This is a genomic window from Bartonella sp. CM120XJJH, assembly GCF_042194715.1.
Lineage (GTDB): Bacteria > Pseudomonadota > Alphaproteobacteria > Rhizobiales > Rhizobiaceae > Bartonella.
This window is the reverse complement of the sequence record NZ_JBHINE010000014.1, coordinates 12581-36054: the sequence shown is the minus strand read 5'-3', so window position 1 is coordinate 36054 and position 23474 is coordinate 12581. Positions and strand designations below refer to the sequence as shown.

Sequence of the window (23474 nt, the reverse complement as noted above, 5' to 3'; positions counted from 1 at the left end):
TGTGAGTTCAAAAAATGAAACGAAAAATAACTTTTGTTATGGTCCTAACAATCGCTCTTACTGGTTGCGCCTCTTTGAGTGGCCCTAAAAAACCACCACGCTGTAATGGCAAACATACACGTGCTTTAAATAAAGATAAGTGGAATTGGGACAATAAAAACGTTGTCCACCCAGAAAATAGCATAAAGCCTGTTACCACTCCCATCATTCTCAATACTTTGGAAAATGAAAAAGCATCAGCCAATTTGGCACTCAATACAGCTTTATTAAAGCCGGTTATTCATGAAGCACGATCTGATAAAACTGTGGAGGTGATACGTGAAAAGTGATGCCCTTGAAGAATACATAAAAGAAGCGCGGTCATTTGACATTGATCGCATGCATAGCATGCGCGTGCGGATGAAAGTTTCCATGGCTTTAACAGTGCTTTTTGGATTGATGACGATTGCGCTGGCTTTAGCTGTCGCAGCTTTGACGCCTTTGAAAACGGTAGAGCCTTTTGTTATCCGCGTGGATAACTCAACAGGCATTATTGATACTGTAAGCGCCTTAAAAGAATCCCCTAACGACTATGATGAAGCGATAACGCGTTATTTTGCCAGCCAATATGTTCGTGCCCGGGAAGGTTTTCAAGCATCAGAAGCAGAAAACAATTTTCGCTTAGTTTCTCTTTTATCTTCTCCAAAAGAACAAAACCGTTTTGCAAAATGGTACGCGGGCAATAATCCAGAAAGTCCGCAAAATATTTATCATAACATGATTGCTACGGTCACAATCAAATCAATCTCTTTTATAAGCAAAGATCTTATCCAAGTTCGTTACTATAAAACGATCAGAGACTTGAATGAAAAAGAAAATATTTCCCATTGGATTTCAATCTTAAATTTTTCCTACGTAAACGCACATATTTCAACATCTGATCGTCTCATCAACCCACTTGGTTTTCAAGTATCAGAATATAGATCTGATCCAGAGGTGATAAAATGATCAGACTTTTACAAACAATCTTTTTAATTTTTACGATCACTCTCAGCTTTCACACAGTCCTCTCATTTGCGGAAACAGCGCCTGTCAGTGCACGTAAAGATAACCGCATCAGATTTGTCAATTATGACCCTTACAACGTCGTACAAATCATTGGCTCCATTCGCTCTTCAGTTCAGCTGGAATTTGCCGATGATGAAAACGTGACCTATGTAGGAATTGGAAATTCCGTTGCTTGGCAAGTTGCGCCGGCTGGTCACTTTGTTTTTCTCAAGCCACGTGAAGTGCAACCTGTGACCAATTTACAAATTGTCACAAGCCGCCAAGATGGCACACAACGCTCTTATCAATTCGAGCTGCAAGTCCGTGAAGGCGATGTTTCAGCCGGTAATGAGACGTATTTCTTGGTAAAGTTTCGTTATCCAGAAGATGAAGCCTTGCGTAAGAAATTAGCCGAAATAGAAAAAGCAAAACAACGTGAAGAAAACTTTGTCAATGATATTTTAAATATCCATGAAGATTTTGGACCACGCAATTGGGCTTATGAAGCCCAAGGCTCATCCCTCATTGAACCTGCTTCTGTCTATGATAATGGGAAAACAACAACCTTTACCTTTTTAGGCAACATTGAAATCCCTGCCATTTATATTGTATCGCCTGATGGACAAGAAGCTCTTATTCCCAAATCGATTAAAGGCAACAAAGTTATTGTTCATGCAACCGCTGCACAATTCACGCTACGGCGTGGGAATGAAGTATTGTGCATCTTTAATAAAAGGTTCGTACCAGAAGGAATTAACCCTGAAACAGGTACGACATCACCATCTGTACAACGTAAAGTGAACCTAGGAAGCAGCCATGAATAACACCGTGGATGAAAAAAGCATTAATGATCGCGATACAATAAAAAATGCTCAAGGAAAAAGTCAACAGAACAATGTGGGGAAAGCTATTGCTCTTATTATTCTTTTCAGTGTCTGTCTTTATTTAGCCTATTCAACACTTGTTACAGACAAAAAACAACCAATTGAATCTTCAAAAGAAGGAAAAGTTATAAAACAAACAGAGCTTTTTCGCCCTGCAAAGCCTACCCCTCCCCCCTTTGAACAACCCCAACGAAATAACGCTCTATTACCAAAAGTCGAGCTACCAACACCAAACATCAATCAATTAAATTCTGATAACTCACTGCTGGAAGCAGCACAACGTGCTCCTGTGTTAGCTTATGCAAGTACACAACAAGGCAAAATAGATTCACAAACAAATAATAGTGCTTTGCCTCACCAACTTGCAAGCAAACCTGATGAAACGACACAACGTTTTAATCATCTTCTCAAACCCACAGTGCTTGAAGGTATTCGTGCTTCAACCCTTGGCAATCGAAACTACATCATCGCGATGGGAACTTCTATCCCTTGTATTTTAGAAACAGCCATCAACAGTGATCAACAAGGTTTTGCCAGTTGTATCGTCTCCAGAGATATCTTATCAGACAATGGTCGTGTTGTCCTTCTTGATAAAGGCACCCAAATTGTTGGTGAATATCGCGCCGGCTTGAAAAAAGGCCAAACACGTCTCTTTGTACTATGGAATAGAGCAAAAACCCCTAATGGTATCATTATATCCTTAGCTTCACCTGCAACAGACAGTTTAGGGCGTTCTGGTATGGATGGAGATATTGATAACCATTGGCTCGAGAGGATTGGGTCTGCGCTTCTTGTCTCCCTGATAAAAGATGCGACAAACTATGCCAATAAACATTTATCAAAAAAACAAGAAAAAGAAGAAACTGAAACAATCTCTTCAGGACAAAACATCGCAAACATTCTCGTAGAAAATTACGCCAATATTCCTCCAACATTATCCAAAAACCAAGGGGAAATGGTGAATATCTTTGTTGCCCGCGATTTAGATTTTTCCAGTGTTTATAAATTGAAAGTCATCGAAAACAAAAAACAAATTATCAATCGAGCTGTTTCAAGAAACTTTTACAAAAATTCGGCGGTAACTTTAGAATGAACTCAAATTTACATACCATGAGCGATGAAACCGTTGCGATTGTTCTCACAAAGCTTGAACCCATCAGTGCTTTTTTGAAAGATGATAGTCTTTTCGAAATTGTTATCAATCGTCCCTATCAAGTAATGACGGAAGGGTTTGATGGATGGAATACAATAGAAGCACCGGCTCTCTCTTTTAATGAGCTTATGGGGATTGCGAAAGTTGTCGCGTCCTATTCCAAGCAAAACATATCCGATAAAAACCCAATATTATCTGCAACTCTACCAGGAAATGAGCGTATTCAAATTGTCATTCCGCCGGCTGTCGAAAAAGACACGATTAGTATGACAATTCGTAAACCATCATCGCAGAGTTTTTCTCTCGAAGAGCTGGCAAATAAAGGCCTCTTCTCGCTCTGTGAACAGATATCTTTCACGCCATTAAATGATTATCATTCTCGTTTTAACGAACTCAAAATCATTGAGCACAACTTAGCTCATGCCTACTGTAATAAAGACTTTGTCTCCTTTTTAAATCAAGCTGTAAAATGCCAGAAAAATATTTTAATTGCAGGAAAAACTGGTTCGGGTAAAACAACATTATCAAAAGCATTAATTGCTAAAATCCCTCAAGAAGAGCGTATTATCACCATTGAAGATACCCAAGAATTGGTGATACCGCACCCTAACCATGTCTCAATGTTCTATTCAAAAGATGGACAAGGCTTAGCCTCTGTTGGACCCAAAGAATTGCTTGAATCATCTTTACGGATGCGTCCTGATCGTATTCTTTTGCAAGAACTTCGAGATGGTACAGCCTTTTATTATATCCGCAATGTCAATTCAGGTCATCCAGGTTCCATTACAACAGTTCATGCCTCAACAGCCCTTGCAGCCTTTGAGCAAATGACCCTTTTGGTCAAAGAAAGTGAAGGCGGTGGTGATTTAGAGCGTGATGATATTCGAGGACTGTTGATTTCAATGATTGATATCATCATCCAATGCAACCGAGTTGAAGGAAAATTTAAGGTCACAGAAATTTATTATGATCCCTTCAAACAACGAAACATCTTTGGAGGAGATTAAAAGAAGATCACACCGGCTGCCAAAGGCTCTTTTCAAGCAACGATTGTACATCAAAAGGAAAAATGCATGAAAACCACAGCAACAGAAAACAGAGAAAATCTTTTATCGATGACAGTGGAAGAACTAAAACAACGCCGTGAAGCCGTTGAAGCAGCCATTAGCACCCATGCGATAGAGGGCATAACGCTACATTCCAAAACGCTGAAAATTTTAGAAGAATACGCAAAGGGGAATATTTCGCTAGAGGAATTTAACACTCTGATGGACAACACGACATTATAAGGAGGCCACAATGCCAAAAGCCAAAGCAAAAACAAAAAATATGCAGACAGTTTCTCCCCATCATTATGTCTATCCAAACACCACAACACTCAAAAATAAATATGGAATAAAAGACTTACAATCCTTTCTGGAGAAATGCTCGCATGATACAGCAAAAGCGATGGTTAATCTGCGTGAAGATCCCCTACCAGAAAAATTTGATAGCGCCTATCTATGCTCTATTCATTATCAGTTGTTTAAAAATACCTTTGAATGGGCTGGTCATCTTCGCCACCTCCCCTTTACATTTGAAGATGGCACTACAGCCGCCATGCCCGAAATGAAAAGAACAGGCTGGGAAAATCCTTTTGCACTCGGCGATGAAATCCAAGACGGTTTACAAAAATTAGATCAAACGCTTGCCGAAAAAGATAATTTGCAAGGCTTAACGCGCGAGAAATTTAACGCTGAAGCGATAAGCTTATTTAACACCCTTAACCAAATTCATCCTTTTAGAGAAGGCAATGGACGCACACAACGGGTCTTTTTTGAAAAGCTTGCTCAAGCAGCAGGGCATCAACTTGACTTTTCACTGGTCACAAAAGAACGCATGATGCTCGCCAGTGTTGCTGTAGCAGAAAATGGTGATCTAGAACCTATGCAACATCTGTTTGAGGATATCTCCAATCCCAATAAAATACTTCTTTTAAAAGAATTCATGAGCAGCATGAAAGAACTTGGACGCAATGTGAATGATCGCCCTGTTATGGTAACAAAGGAAGGTGAAACTTACACGGGCACCTATAGAGGTGCTGGTCTTAACAGCTTTGCCTGCAATGTAAAAGGAGCTTACATCATCGGGAATAAAGAACAGCTCACACCAGAACAACTCAAAACATTAAAACCCGGTGATAGATTTACCTTTACCGTTCCCAAAACAAAAGAGCTTGAAAGCATTCTCATTCCAGAAGAGAGATTAGCCCCTTTGACAAAAAATGAAAAGGCCAAAATGGTTGCAGAAGATTCTTGTGTCCACGCAAGCCTAAAACAGGTCCAACAATTGTCAAAAATTGTTTATGGTAGTAAAAAAACATTAGACAAACAGATGGTAGAAATCATCAAAAAACCAAGCTTAGGCCAACAGCTCGCCAACCAGATTGAAAGAGCACCGCACTCTATTTCTCATCTTGCAGGTTTCAGTTTATGTGGACTACAAAATCAGGCACGTGCAAACGCTAAAAATCATCTTGAGATGCTCTGTACTGCCGTTGCAAATTTCACGCATGCTGTCAAACATGCTGAGAAGGAAATTACTCAAGAACATGCAACAGAACAAAATCGCCGTGCAAAAACGGTAAAAATGCCAAGTCAAAGCTTGCAAGACCTCTTCGCCTTGCCAAAAGGATTACAGCAAGAAGCTTTAACAAAAAATCCTTTACTTCAAAAAGAGCTTACCGACTTTGTAAAAAACATCAATACCCGCCTCTCACCAGATGAACATAAAGCAGTCCAAAATAATGACTCTGAAACATTGGCTCAAAGCATTGGTGTATCAGAAAATAAAGCCAAACAAATTACACAAATTATTAAGCAAACCAAAGAAGTACACCAGCAAGCACAAGTATGCACAATGCACCGTTCCAAAGCATTCGCTATGGCTTGCTGAGAATAGATAAAACCTTCCACCTTCATTGAAAAGGGGGAAGAAATGAAAACTGTTTGGCGTTATCGGTGCTTTTTCAAAAAAGAGAGAGTTTAATATCACACACCTGAAAAAAGAGCTTTTCGCAGCATGTTCTGATAGAATTGAAAGTAGAATATAATGAAATATACCAAAACACAAATGGTGCTTATTTTAACACCGATCGCTTTAGGTGCTTTAACGATATTCCTTGTTCCTCATTTTTTGTTATTTATAACAAATGGACTAAAGAGCGATCAAATTTATTGGACTCTTCGTTCTGAGCCTTTATTAGTCTTAGCACTAACGGCTGCTGTTTCATTGTTGTATAGTCTCTCGCAAAAACTGTACTTACGTAAAATAATCGCTTTTGTCTCCGTTGTCTTTTTTGGAACAACCGCTCTTTACTACATTGGTGGTGAAATAAAACGTTTAAGTCCCTATGTTGGTCAACAAGGAATAACGTGGAGCTATGCGCTTCAATTCATGGACCCCATGGTTGTCTTTGGCATCATCATTGGTGGTTTTCTTTCCATCATTCAATTCGTAACAACCTCTCCACCTAAAAATAAGGTCAAGCGTGCAAAAAAAGGTGTTTTTGGTGAAGCAGCTTGGATGAATTTAAGGGAGGCAGCAAAAATCTTTCCTGCCAATGGGCAAATTGTTGTGGGTGAAAGATACCGTGTTGATCAAGACAATGTGTGCAAAATTCCCTTTGCACCTGGCAATAAAACAACATGGGGAAAGGGTGGGACAGCCCCTTTGCTAACCTTTAATCTTGATTTTGGTTCAACCCATATGATCTTTTTTGCTGGTTCTGGTGGCTATAAAACCACAAGTACAGTAGTTCCCACGTGTTTAACCTATCCTGGGTCTATTATTTGTCTTGATCCTTCAACAGAAGTTGCCCCAATGGTCAAATTTGCGCGTCAAAAGATGGGAAATAGAAATGTCATTGTTCTCGATCCCAATTCATTTTTAACAAAAAATTTTAATGTCATCGATTGGCTTTTAGACGATAGCGTACCACGCACACAACGCGAAGCGAATATTGTAAGCTTTTCTAAGTTGCTTCTTACAGATAAAAAATCAGACAATTCTTCAGCGGAATATTTCTCGACACAAGCCCATAATCTTTTAACAGCTCTTCTTGCTCATGTTATATTTTCTGATGAATATGAAGACAGCGAGCGCAATTTAAAAACATTGCGTGGCATTCTCTCTCAATCAGAAACAGCTGTTGTTAATCAATTACGTATGATTCAAGAAACAACACCTTCTCCTTTTATTCGTGAAATGGTTGGTATTTTTACAGAAATGGCAGAGCAAACTTTTTCAGGAGTCTATACAACCGCCTCCAAAGACACTCAATGGCTTTCTTTGTCCAATTACGCAGATCTCGTCTGCGGAGATGATTTTTTTTCCTCAGATATTGCAAATGGCAATACAGATGTTTTTCTCAATCTCCCCGCAAGTATTTTAAACAGTTATCCAGCTATTGGACGTGTGATTATTGGCGCCTTTCTCAATGCCATGGTTACAGCAGACGGCAACTATAAAAAGCGTGTTTTATTTGTCCTAGATGAAGTTGATCTTCTAGGCTATATGAATATTTTAGAAGAAGCGCGCGATCGTGGACGTAAATACGGTATATCCTTAATGCTTTTTTATCAATCCTCTGGTCAGTTGGTCAATCACTTTGGAGAAGCTGGAGCACGTTCATGGTTTGAAAGCTGCTCCTTTGTCAGCTATGCTGCCATTAAAGACTTCCAAACTGCCAAAGACATTTCAGAACGCTGTGGACAAATGACTGTTGAAGTAACCGGAACAAGCAAATCAAGAGGCTTATCTTTAGGAAAGAGTTCATACAACGTCAATTACCAACAAAGAGCCCTGATTTTACCTCATGAGGTCATTCAAGAAATGCGTCAAGATGAACAAATTATTCTTATGCAAGGTCACCCCCCTTTGCGATGTGGTCGCGCCATCTATTTCAGAAGAAAAGAAATGTTAGCCGCAGCTGCAAAAAACCGCTTTGCCCCACAAAAGAAAAACTAACCTCCTCTTATGAGATCTTGATTATGAAAAGAACAACCACAGAAACAACATACATTTCTGTTTTTTAAAAGCCCTTTAACAAAAAGTTTTTGACCACTTCCTCACACACATAAGAAAAACATGATAGGAAAATCCGTGTTTTTTTCTTTTTGTATTTTGTGTATCGTTTTACCAGCGCCCATCGTCTTTATAAAAATACCCCCCCCTCAAATCACCGAATAACTAAATCAACATCTCCACTTGGGAAAGGCTGTAAATACATTCCTACAAAGCCTTTTTGTGTATAATTTATCTCCTACAAACAATCAAAACATTTCACAACGCTAATCACCAATCTCAAGACTCAAGAAAAACAAAAATTTGATCTTTGAGACAAGAACTCTCAAAATACCTACACTCAAGAACATCGTTTTTTCGCAAAAACATTTAAGATATACATCAAAATGAATAAATCATTCTTATACAAGCTTTTCCCCCTTTACGATATCATAACGTGTTCTATTTTAAAGATAAAGCGCTGAAAAAAGGATTTTCTCCCTAAGCAAAGAAAGAGTTTCCTCTCTTATTAAGCTTACAGCAGCGCAATACAATAAGAGCAACAATACAGAATAAAAAACATTTTGTTTTAAAAAAACACATAAACAAGATGTTCATGTAGAGCAATAAGAAAAACATCATGGAGAAAAATTCTTGATAACTGCTTTTGCCTATAAATTCACCACTCTAAGTACTGTGTATGAAAAGGACCAACACCATTCGCAAACCAAGGGAGATTGCACCCATCATATCCACGATCTTCATCAAAGCGCTCTTGCAAACAACTTTGTTAAAGGAAAAAACAACAATTTTAAGCAGTTTTTTCTTTTTGACCTCTTCCTTACACCTCAAAGAACAAAGGTTTTATCCAAAGTCAATTTGTAGAAAATTCATTTTCTGTCCACTCATGGGATTCATATCAGCGCCCTCAATACCTGTATTTTACAATACAAGATAACAAACATAAGGAAACATCAGAAAAGCTTTCCAAAAGTAAATGAAAAAAGAAAATATACATGAAAACAATCACAACAGAACATTTAGCATTTCTCACACCAAAAACATTTCAAAAGTATCACAAAACGATTGATACAACCATTCATACATTTGAGGGAAAAATACGACCAATCATAACACCAAAAATCTCAAAAGAATACGCGAAGGGGAATTTTTCACATGTAGCGTTTAAGACGCTTATCAACCACCACCCTACCTAGGAGAGATTATATGTTAGAGCAAAATTATCTATATAAAGGTACCCTAACACTTAAAAATAAATATGGCATAAAAGACCCCCAAAAACTGTATGAGCGCTGTGCCCATGATACCGCCAGAGAAGCCGTCAATTTTCGCCATGAACCACTTCCACAAAAATTTGATTCCACTTATTTAAAATTAATCCACTGGAGCCTCTTCCACAAAACTTTTGAATGGGCAGGACAAACCCGCGATACATTCTTTACATTTGAAGACGGCACCTCTGCACATATGCCGGCAATGCGTCCCAAAGGTTATGAAGTTCCTTTTGCTATTGGTCCACAAATAAAAAAAGAACTAAAACAACTCGAAAAAACACTGAGCGAGAAGAACAATTTAAAAGGTTTATCACGCCAAGAATTTGCTGAAAATGCCGCTGAAGTTTTTATGGCGCTTGAGCACGCACATCCTTTCAGAAAAGGGAATGGGCGCGTAAATCGAATGTTTATGGAAAAACTTGGACAAGCAGCAGGACATACCATTGACTTTTCTTTCATCACAAAAAAACGCATGACAGCAGCTTGTATTGAAGCCATGCAATATAGCAATCCACAACCGATGAAAGATCTTTTTGAAGATATCACGCATCCGCAAAAGTCTCTTGTTTTAAAAGAATTCATCTCCCAAATGAGAAATGCTGGACTGGATGAAATTAACAATCGTATTGTTGTTGCCGCAAAAGAAGGGATCCCCTATGACGGCATCTTTAGAGGTTTTTCAGCAGAAGGTTTTGTTATGGAAGTAGAAGGTGCTTTCGTCGTTGGCCACAAAGATGATCTCCCCCCAGAACGCGTCAAAACATTACAAAACGGTGCCCGCCTCTGCTTTCAAAAAACCAACGTTCAAAGCTTAAAAGAAACACTGATCCCAAAAGAGACATTAGCACCTCTCACCCATGAGGAGTTATTCACGAGAACTTTAAATGATCCTTATGTTGAAGCATGCCGAAAACAAATCGAAAATTTATCAAAACTCGTTTATGGTAAAGCCCGCGCCTTAAAGACAAAAATGGATATCTTAACGGCAGATCCAAGCTTAGGAAATCAGTTTGCCGATGAGATTTTACAAAACCCTCAATCCATTTCTAAACTTTCAGGAAGAAAAATACTTGGCATGAAAAGTCCAAATCGCAGACAAGCAGAACAAACTGCTCCACAACTCAGCCAAGCCCTTAAAAATTATGCCATAATAACACAACAAACAAAAGAAGAAATTTTAGAGCAACATCAAAGAGAACAAAATCGTCTGAGCCACACTGTCGAAACACCTAAAAAAAATTTACAAAACCTGTTTGCCTTACCAAGAGAACAACAAAAGGAAGCTTTATTGCATTCTCATTCATTGCGACAAGAACTCCATCACTTTTCGCGCCAACTACACAATCGTCTCTCCTCAGAAGATCGTAAAGCCATACAAGAAAAAGATTATACCAGACTAGCTTGCCTCCTTGGAACATCGGAAAGCAAAGCAAAAGAAATTGCGAATACTGTAAAGAACACCCAAGAAGTACAATGTCAAGCCCGCAGCTTGAAAGTTAGTCGCTCTTCATCGCTTGCTCTCACCGGCTAAAAACGCGTGAACTTTTGCCTTCCAGCAGACTCTTGGCGCAAATCATTTTACCTCCATTGCGCTCACCAATTGTTTTAAAATGTTACAAAAAACAGTCATAAAAATGAATCCTGTAATTTACTATAACTTATTGATAATATTTCATAAAAAAACTGTATAAAAGACATAAATATCTACTATATGTCAATGTGAATAGCGCGAAATCTTTGGAGGTCATTCAATTCGATATCTTCCTTGTGTCTTGAAGTTATCAAAAAGTGAGGAATGCGCCAAAGCCAAAGAGGTTTTCTAAAAATATTGAAAGGAAACAGCCATGAAAAAAAGTCACCCAACCGCTTCTACCAATGTAGAGGGACCAAATCGACAAGTCGACCAACAAAACCTAGGAGCTCCTAATGTAGAAGACCTCTACGCAAAGGTTAATAAACCACCCAAAGAACAGCGCACCCCACCTCAATACACACTTCAACAACCACCAGAAACGGTCCATGCTCCCAAAAAGCCACTTGACCAACAAAATCTAGGAACTCCTAATGTAGAAGAGCTCTATGCAAAGGTTAATAAACCACCCAAAGAACAGCGCAACCCACAGCAATATACGCTTCAACAACCAGAAGAAACAATCTATGCTCCCAAAAAGCCACTTGACCAACAAAACCTAGGAGCTTCTGGTGTAGAAGAGCTCTATGCAAAGGTTAATAAACCTCCCAAAGAACAGCGCAACTCACCTCAATATACACTTCAACAACCAGAAGAAACAATCTATGCTCCCCAAAGACCACTAGGAAATCCCTATGACAGACTTGGTGGAATACCAAGTGATGGGCGACGCACCGACAAACTCGTAGATCCCTATGCAGTAACGGATCTGGAGGCGCAAGGTTGGCAAACGTCCCCCTACGACACAGTTGGTGGAGGTGCACAGGGTAGGCATTCTTCCCATGAACCAGAACATCTCTATGCAGAGCTTGAATTTGGTGAAAGTGGTGGTCTCTCTCCCCAAAAATCACTCGAATCTGTCTATGCAACGGTTGGCATGGGGGCTGAAGGCGGGCAAGAGTCTGAACAACTAGAAAATCCCATATATCAAGGCGTTGGCGGAGGCAAAATCTCCCCTCCCAGAACCGCAAAAGATGTTGTTACAACAAAGCTTTTACAAAATACAAGCTTTCAATATGGTGTAAGAGAAATCCAAGAGCGATGCAAAGTTGTTTATGGTAACGAGCATGCTTTGAATCAACAATTGGCTAAAATTCTTGACGATCCTCGAGAAGGAGAGAACGTCTTATGGGACCTTACAGTAAATCCTCAAAGCGCTGGTAAGCTTGCAGGTCACAAAATACTTGGTGTAAAATCTCCAAGCCGCAGAGAAGCTGAAGAGGAGTTTACCCACCTTTACTCAGCTCTTGAGAGACATATACATAACACCCAAAAGCTCCATAAACAATTTACACATGAACATGAAAGAGGTCAAAAACACGAAGGTCCAGAAAGAGACCCAGAACACAGACATCACCACCATCATCGTCATCATCACACAAGAGGGCAAGAACAAAATAGTCCAGAACACAGCCCACAACGACAAAGACATGGCGAAAAAGGAATGGCTTTTGCCATGTAAGTGAGCCCCCATAAAAGTACATAAATTTTTATTTTTCATTGAATTTCTTTTTCATTGAATTTCTTGGCGCAAATCGTTTCATTACGATTGCGCCAAGAGTTGTTTTAAAATATTACAAAAAATAGTTCTAAAAGTGGACCCTGTAATTTATTGTAACTTATTGATAAAATTTCATAAAAAAACTGTATAAAAGACATAAATGTCCATTACACTGCCCCTGAATAGCGCAAAATCTTTGGAGGTCATTCAGTTGGATATCTTCCTTTGTACAAAAGTTATCAAAACTAAAAGTGGGGAATGCACCAAAGAGGTTTTCTAAAAATATTGAAAGGAAACATGCATGAAAAAACATCATCCACACCCTTCTGCAAATCCAGAAGCCCTCTATGCAACAGTTAATAAACCAAACAGAGGAAACCAGCGCACACCAACCCCAGAAGAGGAAGTTCTATATGCATCTGTGAGCAGCACTACTGCTTCAAGAAGTAGACACCATCATCAAAGGAGAGAAGATCCTGAAACAGACTATACAGAGGTTGCTCCCCCAAAACGCGAAGCTGAAGTTACATACGCATCCGTGAGCAGCGCTGCTGCTTCAAGAGGTAGACACCATCATCAAAGGAAAGAAGATCCTGAGACAGACTATACAGCAGTTGCTCCACAACAAAGAGGAAGACCTTCATCTTCCCTCACATCTGAGCAAATAACTGTCATACTTTTAAAAAATCCACAAGTTCAAGCATATGCAGAAGAGGTTATGCACTGGAGTAATGTTGTTTATGGCAATGACACGCTTTTCCAGACGCATTTGCAAGGAATACTTACAGATCCCCGTAAAGGAAAAGAGCTTTCAGATCAACTTGCTGAAAATCCTGAAAGCGTTTGGAAACTCGCTGGTCGCCAAGCACTTGGCATAAAAAGTCAAGCACGCAAAGCAGCTGAAGAAGGCTTTACCCCTCTCGTTAATGCTCTTGATGGTTATACAAAGGCTGTAGAAGAAACAAGGGAGCGGCTTTTGCAAACCCCTCAAGCGGAGCAAAGACGCCATAAAGAAAATTCTCAGCAAGTTGAAAGACACCATCATCGTCATCATCACGCAAGAGGACAAAACCAGGAGAGTCCAGAGCACAGCCCACAACGACAAAGACACGGTATGGCTTATGCCATGTAAGGGGATATAAGTATAAAGACGATAGTTGTTATTTTTCGTTTAATCTCTTTTTCAGTGAGTTTCTTGGCGCAAATCGTTTCATTACGGTTGCGCCAAAAATTGTTTTAAGATGTTACAAAAAAGAGTCCTAAAAATGGATTCAGTAATTGACTATAACTTATTGATAAAATTTCACAAAAAAACTGTATAAAAGACACAAAGCTCCATTACAATGATCATAAATAGCGTAGATCTTTGGAGACCACTCAATTTTAATATCTTCTTATAAAAACCATAAAAGTATAAAGGGCGAGAGTGTGCACCAAAGAGGTTTTCTAAAACAATTCTTGAAAGGAAACATGCATGAAAAAAGATCACCCTCACCCTTTTCCATCTCCTTCAATACAAGAACTTATAGAGCTCTATGAAAAAGCAGCAGCAGAGGTCTCAGGCAGAGCCCCTCTCCCTAAAGAAACGTCTTCAAAAAGCAAACGCAAAAGACTATCAACGATACCGGAAAAAGATGAGGAAAGACTCTCTCTTTTAAGAGAAGAAACTGTACATGCATCAACAAATGCAACAACGCCTCTCACAAGAAGCGGTTCTACCAAAAGGCAGCAACAACCTGAAACGACACACACAATAGTTACTTCACAAGTTACCCAAAGGGCAACAAGAGTTCTCTCAGAGGAAGAAATCATTCTATTGCTTCCACACCATTCATTGGTTCGAACCTATCAAGAAGAAATTCAGCGTTTATCTGCAAATGCCTATGGCAATCCCGACATTTTGCAAGAAAAAATGCAGGAAATTCAAAGAAATCCCGCTGCAGGAGAAGAACTCTCATGGCGTATGACAGCATATCCTGAAAGTATCGCTAAACTTTCCGGCACCAGCCTGTTGGGCATCAAAAATCAAACACGCAGACAAGCAGAAGAAAGTTTCTCCACCCTTTGTGTCACCATTGATTGTTATACAGAAGCTGTAAAACAGGCAAGAGAAAGTCTCTTACAATCTCCAGAGCAAGAACTCAAAAACTATGAACGTTTAATGGGAAAGGCAGCCGTCACTGAACTTTTGCAAAAACCAGCTCATTCTCAAAGGGAAAAAGAAAGTCTTTCAGAAGCAGAAATTTCCACCCAAATTCATCAACATTCAAAAGTCAAAAGACACCATGCCCAAATCCAATATTGGTGCAAAGTTGTTTTTGGTAACGCAAACATTTTGCAATCACAAATGGAAGCGCTTTTCCAAAATCCTGAAACAATAGAACAGCTCGCAGAGCAACTTGTCGGAAATCCTCAATCTTTTCACAAGTACGCTGGTGTCAGTTTTTGTGGCTTCAGAAATCAAGCGCGCAGACATGCTGAAGCTGGTCTTTCTCACCTCATTGATGCCGTTGACAATTATGCAACAGCTGTCACACAGGTCAGAGAACACATTTCAAGAACTCAGCAGACAAAACAAGAACGCCATGCCCCCTCTGAGAGAGCGCAAAACTTGCAGCAACAACAAAGCATCTCACAGTCTGCTCAACGCCTTGCCCCTTCAACAATAACGCATAAAGAAACAACACCCCTTGAACAACAAAGAGAAACAGATTTTTGTCCTCGCAAAACTGTCGCGCCAAAAGCAATGGCTTTTGCCAGCTAAACAGACATAAGTTTTCATGGTGAATCCAATCTCTTAGCGTAACACGAGGACAGAGGTGTTTGCGCCAAGAAAGAGAGAAAATTGAAACAAAATTCATTTTCCCATCCCTTACCCCAAACACTGGAGAAAACAGTCTTTAGAGAATGATTATGATCTGAACCAAGAGAGTCAAATCGTGCGAGACCATTCAGCTTCATATCCGCTCTCGTAAAGGCCGAATAAAAAAGCATAAAATACCATAAACACCAACATACATTTTTAAATAATATTTAAAAACAATATTGGAAGAGTTTGAAAGGAACATGCATGAAAAAAAGAACCCCCTCCCCTTTTATCAGCGAAATGATGGAAAAATTTCAACAACAGGCAGAACACCCCCCCACCAGAACATCCCCTCCCCAAGTTTCTCAAAAACCGCAAAAACTATCTGTACCAAAACACCCAGAAAATTTGTCATACCACTCAAAGGTTGCTCCACCGCCCCCCCCACGCATGAAAAACCCAGTGCAAACCAGCACAATATCCCCCAGTGCTAAAATCCAAAAGCCTGAAACCCAAGAGACGCCTCCTCTACAGACAAAAGTAGCTCCGCCAAAACCACCACGTACACGAGGAAATCTACAATACAGCACCAAAAACCAAGAAAGCTCTTCTCCGCATACAAAAGTGGCTCCACAAAGACCACCACGCGCAAAAGATAGAGAACAAAATAAAACAGTCGCTCAAGAAGGAGAACACCTCTATGCAACGCCTACTGCGCAAACGCCTCCACGCATGAGAGAAAAAGCACAAACCAGCACAAAAACCCAAGAGATGCCTCCTCTACAGACAAAACCGGCTCCGCCCAAACCACCACGTGTAAAAGAGAATCTACAATACAGCACAAAAAACCAAGAAAGCTCTTCTCCGCATACAAAAGCGGCTCCACAAAGACCACCGCGTGCAAAAGATAGAGAACAAAATAAAACAGTCGCTCAAGAGGAAGAACACCTCTATGCAACGCCTGCTCCGCAAATGCCTCCACGCATGAGAGACAGAGTGCAAAACGGTGCAAAAATCCAAAATCCGGAAACACACGACCCAAGTGTTAGACCCAAAACACCCTCACATATAAAAGTCAGACAACAAAGCAGTTCATCATCACAAGACAGTGGAACATATGCGATACCTCCTTCACGAAAACCGCACCGTATGGAAAACAGAAAACAAAGCGATACTGTCGTCCAAAAACCTGCCTCTCCACACACAGCAATTGAACAACCAAAACCGTCTCACGGACAAAAGACATCTATTAATACAATGGAAAGAGAGCTATTACTCGTAGCATATCAAGAAGAAATACGCTTTTTGTCCGAAAAGGTTTATGGCAACAAGCTTATTTTAGAAGAAAGAATAGAAGCAATCAAAGAAAACCCCGATATAGGAGAACAGCTCTTATGGGCTGTTACAGAACAGCCTAAGTCTATTTCTAAGCTTGCTGGTAGAAAAGTTCTTGGCATAAAAAATCATGCGCGCAAACAAGCTGAAGAAACTCTTCCTACCCTATGTGCTGCCATTAATGGTTATGTGTATACTTCAAAATATACAAAAAGTGAAAATATTTCACAAGATTCTCACACAGAGCAACAACACCAGCAACAAACACAAGAGAAAGAGCCCATAAATCAACGTTTGCAAAATCCACTCAATTCAGAAAAGAAAATAAAGCCTCTCTCAAATCAGGAAATTGCCCGCAGAGTTCAACAAGATCCATCGGTTCAATATGGTCAAAGAGAAGTCCAATATTGGTGCCAAATTGTTTATAATGATCCATTTATTTTGCAATATAGACTAGAAGATATGCAAAAAATTCCAGAGATAGGCGAAGAGCTTGTATTTCAAATTGAAAAGGATTCTACATCTTTTGCGCCACTTGCTGGTAGAAAAACCCTTGGCATAAAAAACGGAGCACGCAAAGCTGCTGAAGAAAATCTTTCTACCCTTTGTACTGCCATTAAGGATTATGCTGAAACTGTAAAACAGTTAAGAGAAACTATTGTGCAAAACCATCAGGCAGAGCAACAAAAATATCATCAACCGCTTAACGATCCCGATAAAAAATTACAAAAGCAGCAAAGCTTATCGCAACCGCCAAAGTTACCTGAACGCTCAACAGCAAAGCGGCGTCAAGAGGTTGCAGAAACTCCTAGACAAGAAGACCAGCCACATATTCGACCGCGCAGAACCGAAACATCAAAAGCAATGGCTTTGTCGTGATTAATCTCCTAATTGTTAACTTTTCATACAAAACTTTGATGCAATTATCTTGGCAAGATAATTGCATCAAAGACAGTGTGTAAAATACAGCAAACTTTGAATAAGACACCCCATTGTTTTACAGAATTCATTGATAAAATTTTACGATAACACTTCAAAAAGTTACAAACCTTAACTTTGCTCCATGATTAACTTAGCCCCATACGAATAAAGCCAATTTTTTTAATCATTCAAATGGACATTCTTCTTTGAAGAAAACGCTATGAAAATAATAAAAGGCAAAAAATGTAAAAAAGCTTTCAAAAAATAATGTTATCCTTTGAAAGGAAATATACATGAAAGAAAACACTAAACATTGTGCCTCTTCCACACAGGAAGAATTGCAAGAACAACATCTTGCAATTAATGCCGCCATTTCAAAGCAAATCAATAAAGCATCGCAAAATTTCTTTTGTCCTAATAGCAAAGTGCTTAAAAATAAATACCGCATTAAAGATAAAGAAATATTAAAAGAACGATGTTGTGATGATGTAAAAAAAGAAATGATAAAACTGCGCCAAGAGCCACCACCAGAGCAGTTTAATTCCTCCTATCTAAAATATCTTCATCAACGCCTCTTTTCCCGTGCATTTGAATGGGCCGGACAAACCCGCCAAGCACCTTTTACATTTGAAGATGGCACTGTTGCTTCTATGCCCATTTTGAAAAGAAAAGAATTTACAAAACCTTTTGCGATTGGCAGAAAAATACAGGAGGGATTAGAAAAGTTAGATAAAACGCTTGCTGAAAAGAATAATTTACAAGGCTTAACTCGCGAAGAATTTGTTGAACAAGCCGCTGGGATAATGATAGATTTGCACCACTTGCATCCTTTCAGAGAGGGCAATAGGCGCACAAAGAGACTGTTTGTTGAAAAACTAGCTCAAGCAGCAGGACATGAGCTAGACTTTTCTCTTGTGAGCAAAAAACGTAAAGACTTTGTCCGCACTGCTGCCATGGAACATGGCGATCCAGAACCTATGAGGCATCTGCTTGAGGATATCTCAAATCCAGAAAAATTGCTCATTTTACAAGAATTCACCAACTCTATGAAAGAGCTTGGATTGGGTGAGAAAAATTATCATCTTGCTGTCGTCGCAAAAGAAGGAGAAACCTATCATGGTACCTATAGAGGCAGTGGTCCCAATGGCTTCATGCTTGATGCCAATGGGATTTTCATCTTGGGAAATAAAAGAGATCTCACCCCAGAGCAAATACAAACATTAAAAATCGGTGACGCCCTCTCCTTTACAGCACCAAAAGCTCAAAACTCAGAAAAAACCCAGCAAAAAACATTTCTTCCAGAAAAAAAAAGAGCTGTTCTCACAAACGCTGAAATAACTGAAAAGAGAAAAGATACCGCATCCATTCAAACAAAGAAAAAAGCCCATTTTTCACCATGGATTGCCCCTCATGCTTTACATGACAGCATTGAAGTTATGCCCCAAAGTTTGCAAGAACAAGAACAAAAGACCAAACCAATGGCTCAATCTGCTTCCTCCATGAGGCAAATGCAAAAAGATTTCCCAAAAAACATTTTACAGACCAGCAATACAGCGACAAATAACCCAATATCTGTCCAAATGACAAAGGAAAAACGCTCTGATCATCAAGAAAGAACAAAACAGCCCCCAAAAAAAGCAATGGCATACTGGGACACTGGTACAAAAAAAACGAACACCGTCCCTCTCACCTTACAGGAGAAATTATCCTCATCGCCTGAAGCCGAAGAAAATAAGACAATGTACCGTAATTTCTTTTGCCCTAATAGTATCACCTTAAAAAATAAATATGGGATAAAAGACTATAAAAAATTAAAAGAGCAGTGTGCCCATGATACAACAAAAGCAATCATTCATCTACGCCAAGAAGCCCCACCACAAAAACTAACCTCCGCATATCTCCAATATATTCATCACACCCTATTTAAAAATACTTTTGAATGGGCCGGACAAACACGCGAAAAACCATTTACATTTGAAGATGGTACCGTTGCTTATATGCCAATGATGAAAAAAGCCGGTATTTCTTTTGCCTCAGCACAACAAATACAAGAGGGACTAGAAAATTTAGATAAAATACTTGCTGAAACGAATAGCTTAAAAGGCTTAACCCGCGAAACATTTGTTGAATATGTCACTGAAATGTTGATACAGCTCAACTATACGCACCCCTTTAGAGAAGGTAATGGGCGCACGCAACGAATGTTTTTTGAAAAACTTGGGCAAATTGCAGGCCACCCACTCGACTTTTCTCTTGTAACAGAAAAACGCATGAATCTTGCCAGCATTGCATCGCTAAAACATAAAGATAAAGAAGAGATGAAACATCTGCTTGAGGATATCTCAAATCCAGAAAAAACACTTATTTTAAAAGAATTCATGGACAATATGAAACATATTGGGTTTGAAAATATTCATCATCATCTTATTACAACAGTGAAAGAAGGTCATACCTATAAAGGCTTCTACAGAGGCAGTGGTCCCAATGGCTTCATGCTTGATGCCAACGGGATTTTCATCTTGGGAAATAAAAAAGATCTCACCCCAGAGCAAATACAGACATTAAAAATCGGTGACGCACTCTCCTTTACAGCGCCAAAAGTTCAAAATCAGCAAGAAGTGCTTATCCCCGCAGAAACAATAGCCCCCCTTACCAACAATGAAATTGCCACAAAGATAAAAAACAACGCATCCATTCAAGAAAGAAGAAAAGAAATCGAAACTTTGTGCCAAATCATTTATGGTAATCGTCATATTTTGCGGGAAAGAATTGAGATGATCCATGAAAATCATACTGAAGGAGAACAGCTCACCTATCAAATTGCCACCTCTCCGCAATCTATTTCTAAGCTTTCTGGTAGCAATGTATTTGGCATAAAAAACAACGCGCGCGCCCATGCTGAAGAAAATATTTTTCCCCTCTGTAGAGCCATTGACCGCTATATCAATATTTTTAAACAAACAGAAAGAGACATTCTCCATACCCATCATGTAAAACAAAGGCGGTGTGAACAGTCGGTAGAAATGCCTAAGGCTTGGATGACAAATCTCTTTTCCCTGTCAAAAGCACAACAGCAAGAAACTTTATCAAACTCTCCTGAATTAAGGGGGGAGATAAGAACTTATATCAAAAAAATCAATGAGCGCTTATCCTCAAGCGAGCATGAAGCTATAAAAGAAAATAATGAAAAAAAATGTTCCTACACTCTTGATCAAGAGGCAATTAAAGTGCAAAAAATGACAGAAAACATCAATCAGAGTTCTAAAAGACAAGAAAATATTCAACCTCACAAAACAAAGCCCACAAAAGCAATGGCAATGAATATCTAAAGGGTTCATAAACTTTAACTTTTTTCCCTCTCTGGTAAAAATGATAGCCTTTACCCGCCTGCCTTCATCGGCAAATGAGTTGCACCTCAACTGTGAATAGAAACCATGAGAGAGCAGATTTATCTTATTTTCTCAGATTTTATCCTCATCAACAGTGAATAGAAACCCAAACAAAAAAAATGAAAGGATCAATCATTTTTGAAAATGATAATTAATCACTTTCATTACTTGTCGTGCTAAAAACAGACAAAGCGCTGTTGAAAGATTATATCTTCCTATTTTCTTATTTATGTAATCTCTAAAACGGAAAGCAACCTAATTTGGGGAATATCTTAATTTTTGGAGAATATAAAGCCGTAAAGGTAAAAACCAATCACGAGCTTTGCCATCACCTTTTAGCTCAGCCTTACGGCTTTTAAAAACATCTCAAAGCACTGTCTTTTAAATAATGGATAAATAATGAATATTGCACATTGCTTCACGCTTTTATTTTATTTGCGTTCTTTAATAGGGTCACGCCCCTTACATAAAACAGAACGGTATTGGGTTGCACTATTCACAACATCACACCATAAAGAGGAATTATCATCATAGATCCCCATATGTCTCTTCAAACTGTTATGATATCGCTCCTATATTTCAGTTTGAAAAAGAAATTTTAATTATTTTATGGCAACAATAAAAATTGTAATGCAACAGTAAACAAGGAGCATAAAAAAGTCTTTAAACAGCATTGTTGACAGAAAGATAGACACCGTCGTAAAACGCGCTTACAAAAAGTACCCTTGATTGGGATACAGATCAGATTTTTACGATTTAAAACAATTTATTTCTCCTGTCATCACTCCTCTTTTACAACAAAACCGATATATCTTTATGACATTGATAAAAAAAATTGCAACAGTTGCTTCCGGAACCCTTATGAGCCGTATTTTTGGCTTCGTACGCGAAATGCTTATGGCAGCAGCCCTAGGGACCGGTCCTGTTTCTGATGCCTTTAACGCTGCTTTTCGTTTTCCCAACACATTTCGTCGTTTTTTTGCTGAAGGTGCCTTTAACGCTGCTTTCATTCCTCTTTTTGCAAAAAAAATCACTGAAGATGGTCAAGAAACGGCATGCAAATTTGCAGAGGAAGTCTTTGGCGTTCTCTTTTCGCTGCTCTTACTGTTAACGATTGCAATGGAACTGAGTATGCCTTTTTTGGTACGAACCATTATTGCCCCAGGTTTTACAGAAGATGCAACAAAGTTTAACGCTACAATTCACTTTACTGCGATCATGTTTCCCTATTTAACCTGCATGTCGCTTGCTGCCATGATGGGGGGCATGCTTAATGCTCTGCGACGCTATTTTATTGCCGCCATTGCCCCACTCTTTTTAAATATTATACTGATTGGTGTGCTTGCCTATGCTTGGATCTATAAACTTGACGCTTGGCATATCGGCTTAAATCTCTCTTGGGGTGTATTGGCTGCAGGGCTTCTTCAACTCACCTTAATTGCCCTTGCTTTGCGTCAAAGTGGCATGAAAATTTTCTTCCGCCGTCCCAACTTAACACCTAATGTTCGCAAGCTATTAACTTTAGCATTCCCAGCGGCCATAACGGGCGGCATCACACAAATTAATTTGCTCATTAATACCAACATTGCTTCTAGTCAATCTGGTGCTGTCTCTTCTTTGATGTACGCTGATCGTCTTTATCAATTGCCTCTAGGCGTAATCGCCATTGCCGTTGCAACCGTTCTTTTACCAGAATTAACACGCGCTTTGCGAAGCAAAAAGCATGAAGAAACCCACCATTTACAAAACCGCTCTATTGAATTAACGCTATTGTTAACACTTCCAGCATCCATCGCTTTTTTGCTGCTCTCCACCCCCATTGTCAGTTTGCTCTTTGAGCGAGGACAATTTACCAGTCAATCAACACACCATGTTGCACAATTATTGGAACTTTATGGACTAGGACTTCCAGCTTTTGTTCTCATTAAGGTCTTTATTCCTAATTTTTTTGCCCATGAAGATACCAAAACACCGATGATTTTTACAGGTATTTGCGTTTTCATCAATATCAGTCTCGCCTTAACATTATTTCCTTCTTTTTCGGCACGAGGCATTGTTATTGCTGAAATTACCTCTGGATGGGTCAACACCCTGTTGCTTTGGGGTGTCCTTATCAAACGCGGTTATTGGAAATACGACGTCCAACTGATAAAGCAAATATTATGTCTCATAATGGCAACCCTTTTGAGTGCACTAGCCCTCTATTATGGATTGAATGTATTTGGGTTTTTGTCTTTTCCTTTATCCTCACAAGCATCCTTTTTCTTGCGCGCCAGCACCTTAGCTGGGATCATGCTTGGCATATACTTGATCTATTTTAGTGCCTATTTTTTATTCAACACTCGTTCCTTTTTTCACACGCTTAAAAATTTGAAAAAACGCCCATAGTATCATACTTTGTCAAAAACAATAAAACGAATAACCTTAATTG

16 protein-coding genes and 1 pseudogene are annotated in these 23474 nt (G+C 39.2%); 16 read left to right on the top strand and 1 reads right to left on the bottom strand.

The window, feature by feature from the left end:
* Window positions 1-14: 14 nt before the first annotated feature.
* From ACFIKU_RS06600 to ACFIKU_RS06530, 15 genes are all read left to right on the top strand, one after another.
* Window positions 15-329, top strand: a complete 315-nt coding sequence (locus ACFIKU_RS06600; RefSeq protein WP_375657035.1) for a type IV secretion system protein VirB7 — start codon at window positions 15-17, stop codon at window positions 327-329.
* Entirely contained in the window at window positions 319-987 is a 669-nt protein-coding gene (locus ACFIKU_RS06595) for a virB8 family protein (protein WP_375657034.1), read from the top strand. Before ACFIKU_RS06600 ends, ACFIKU_RS06595 begins: the two co-directional genes overlap by 11 nt.
* Window positions 984-1850 carry a P-type conjugative transfer protein VirB9 gene (gene virB9 / locus ACFIKU_RS06590; RefSeq protein ID WP_375657033.1) on the top strand — a complete coding sequence of 289 codons (867 nt, stop codon included), beginning with the start codon at window positions 984-986 and terminating at the stop codon, window positions 1848-1850. The genes ACFIKU_RS06595 and virB9 overlap by 4 nt, the downstream gene beginning before the upstream one ends.
* On the top strand, window positions 1843-3003 hold the full coding sequence (virB10, locus tag ACFIKU_RS06585; protein ID WP_375657032.1) for a type IV secretion system protein VirB10: 1161 nt from the start codon (window positions 1843-1845) through the stop codon (window positions 3001-3003). Before virB9 ends, virB10 begins: the two co-directional genes overlap by 8 nt.
* Window positions 3000-4070, top strand: a complete 1071-nt coding sequence (gene virB11 / locus ACFIKU_RS06580) for a P-type DNA transfer ATPase VirB11 (protein WP_375657031.1) — start codon at window positions 3000-3002, stop codon at window positions 4068-4070. The genes virB10 and virB11 overlap by 4 nt, the downstream gene beginning before the upstream one ends.
* A 66-nt stretch (window positions 4071-4136) precedes the next feature.
* Window positions 4137-4352 (top strand): antitoxin VbhA family protein, encoded by a 216-nt coding sequence (locus ACFIKU_RS06575; protein WP_273723692.1) that lies wholly within the window; start codon window positions 4137-4139, stop codon window positions 4350-4352.
* A 10-nt stretch (window positions 4353-4362) separates the two neighbouring features.
* Entirely contained in the window at window positions 4363-5997 is a 1635-nt protein-coding gene (locus ACFIKU_RS06570; RefSeq protein WP_375657030.1) for a BID domain-containing T4SS effector, read from the top strand.
* A 156-nt stretch (window positions 5998-6153) separates the two neighbouring features.
* The gene (gene traG, locus ACFIKU_RS06565; RefSeq protein WP_375657029.1) at window positions 6154-8070 is read left to right on the top strand and encodes a Ti-type conjugative transfer system protein TraG; all 1917 of its coding nucleotides are present in this window, start codon (window positions 6154-6156) and stop codon (window positions 8068-8070) included.
* Between the two features lie 1052 nt (window positions 8071-9122).
* The gene (locus ACFIKU_RS06560) at window positions 9123-9323 is read left to right on the top strand and encodes a hypothetical protein (RefSeq protein WP_375657028.1); all 201 of its coding nucleotides are present in this window, start codon (window positions 9123-9125) and stop codon (window positions 9321-9323) included.
* A 10-nt stretch (window positions 9324-9333) separates the two neighbouring features.
* Window positions 9334-10932, top strand: a complete 1599-nt coding sequence (locus ACFIKU_RS06555; RefSeq protein WP_375657027.1) for a BID domain-containing T4SS effector — start codon at window positions 9334-9336, stop codon at window positions 10930-10932.
* 313 nt (window positions 10933-11245) lie between these two features.
* Window positions 11246-12553 carry a BID domain-containing T4SS effector gene (locus ACFIKU_RS06550; RefSeq protein WP_375657026.1) on the top strand — a complete coding sequence of 436 codons (1308 nt, stop codon included), beginning with the start codon at window positions 11246-11248 and terminating at the stop codon, window positions 12551-12553.
* 340 nt (window positions 12554-12893) lie between these two features.
* Entirely contained in the window at window positions 12894-13724 is an 831-nt protein-coding gene (locus tag ACFIKU_RS06545) for a BID domain-containing T4SS effector (protein ID WP_375657025.1), read from the top strand.
* Window positions 13725-14066: 342 nt separating this feature from the next.
* Complete coding sequence (locus ACFIKU_RS06540; RefSeq protein WP_375657024.1) at window positions 14067-15356, top strand: BID domain-containing T4SS effector; 1290 nt, start codon at window positions 14067-14069, stop codon at window positions 15354-15356.
* A 306-nt stretch (window positions 15357-15662) separates the two neighbouring features.
* Window positions 15663-17612: a BID domain-containing T4SS effector gene (locus ACFIKU_RS06535; RefSeq protein WP_375657023.1), complete on the top strand. Its 1950-nt coding sequence runs from the start codon at window positions 15663-15665 to the stop codon at window positions 17610-17612.
* Window positions 17613-17947: 335 nt separating this feature from the next.
* On the top strand, window positions 17948-20983 hold the full coding sequence (locus ACFIKU_RS06530; protein WP_375657022.1) for a BID domain-containing T4SS effector: 3036 nt from the start codon (window positions 17948-17950) through the stop codon (window positions 20981-20983).
* Window positions 20984-21304: 321 nt separating this feature from the next.
* On the opposite strand, the pseudogene ACFIKU_RS06525 reads toward ACFIKU_RS06530, so the two are convergent.
* Window positions 21305-21534: pseudogene (locus tag ACFIKU_RS06525) on the bottom strand (integrase); the annotation flags it as partial.
* 325 nt (window positions 21535-21859) lie between these two features.
* Here ACFIKU_RS06525 and murJ point away from each other — a divergent pair.
* On the top strand, window positions 21860-23431 hold the full coding sequence (gene murJ / locus ACFIKU_RS06520) for a murein biosynthesis integral membrane protein MurJ (RefSeq protein WP_375657043.1): 1572 nt from the start codon (window positions 21860-21862) through the stop codon (window positions 23429-23431).
* Window positions 23432-23474 lie beyond the last annotated feature (43 nt).

What these genes read in the sequence shown, in the direction of transcription:
- ACFIKU_RS06600 (WP_375657035.1), top strand. Translation starts at nt 15, where the DNA reads ATGAAACGAAAAATAACTTTTGTTATGGTCCTAACAATCGCTCTTACT.
- virB9 (WP_375657033.1), top strand. Translation starts at nt 984, where the DNA reads ATGATCAGACTTTTACAAACAATCTTTTTAATTTTTACGATCACTCTC.
- virB10 (WP_375657032.1), top strand. Translation starts at nt 1,843, where the DNA reads ATGAATAACACCGTGGATGAAAAAAGCATTAATGATCGCGATACAATA.
- virB11 (WP_375657031.1), top strand. Translation starts at nt 3,000, where the DNA reads ATGAACTCAAATTTACATACCATGAGCGATGAAACCGTTGCGATTGTT.
- ACFIKU_RS06575 (WP_273723692.1), top strand. Translation starts at nt 4,137, where the DNA reads ATGAAAACCACAGCAACAGAAAACAGAGAAAATCTTTTATCGATGACA.
- ACFIKU_RS06570 (WP_375657030.1), top strand. Translation starts at nt 4,363, where the DNA reads ATGCCAAAAGCCAAAGCAAAAACAAAAAATATGCAGACAGTTTCTCCC.
- traG (WP_375657029.1), top strand. Translation starts at nt 6,154, where the DNA reads ATGAAATATACCAAAACACAAATGGTGCTTATTTTAACACCGATCGCT.
- ACFIKU_RS06560 (WP_375657028.1), top strand. Translation starts at nt 9,123, where the DNA reads ATGAAAACAATCACAACAGAACATTTAGCATTTCTCACACCAAAAACA.
- ACFIKU_RS06555 (WP_375657027.1), top strand. Translation starts at nt 9,334, where the DNA reads ATGTTAGAGCAAAATTATCTATATAAAGGTACCCTAACACTTAAAAAT.
- ACFIKU_RS06550 (WP_375657026.1), top strand. Translation starts at nt 11,246, where the DNA reads ATGAAAAAAAGTCACCCAACCGCTTCTACCAATGTAGAGGGACCAAAT.
- ACFIKU_RS06545 (WP_375657025.1), top strand. Translation starts at nt 12,894, where the DNA reads ATGAAAAAACATCATCCACACCCTTCTGCAAATCCAGAAGCCCTCTAT.
- ACFIKU_RS06540 (WP_375657024.1), top strand. Translation starts at nt 14,067, where the DNA reads ATGAAAAAAGATCACCCTCACCCTTTTCCATCTCCTTCAATACAAGAA.
- ACFIKU_RS06535 (WP_375657023.1), top strand. Translation starts at nt 15,663, where the DNA reads ATGAAAAAAAGAACCCCCTCCCCTTTTATCAGCGAAATGATGGAAAAA.
- ACFIKU_RS06530 (WP_375657022.1), top strand. Translation starts at nt 17,948, where the DNA reads ATGAAAGAAAACACTAAACATTGTGCCTCTTCCACACAGGAAGAATTG.
- murJ (WP_375657043.1), top strand. Translation starts at nt 21,860, where the DNA reads ATGACATTGATAAAAAAAATTGCAACAGTTGCTTCCGGAACCCTTATG.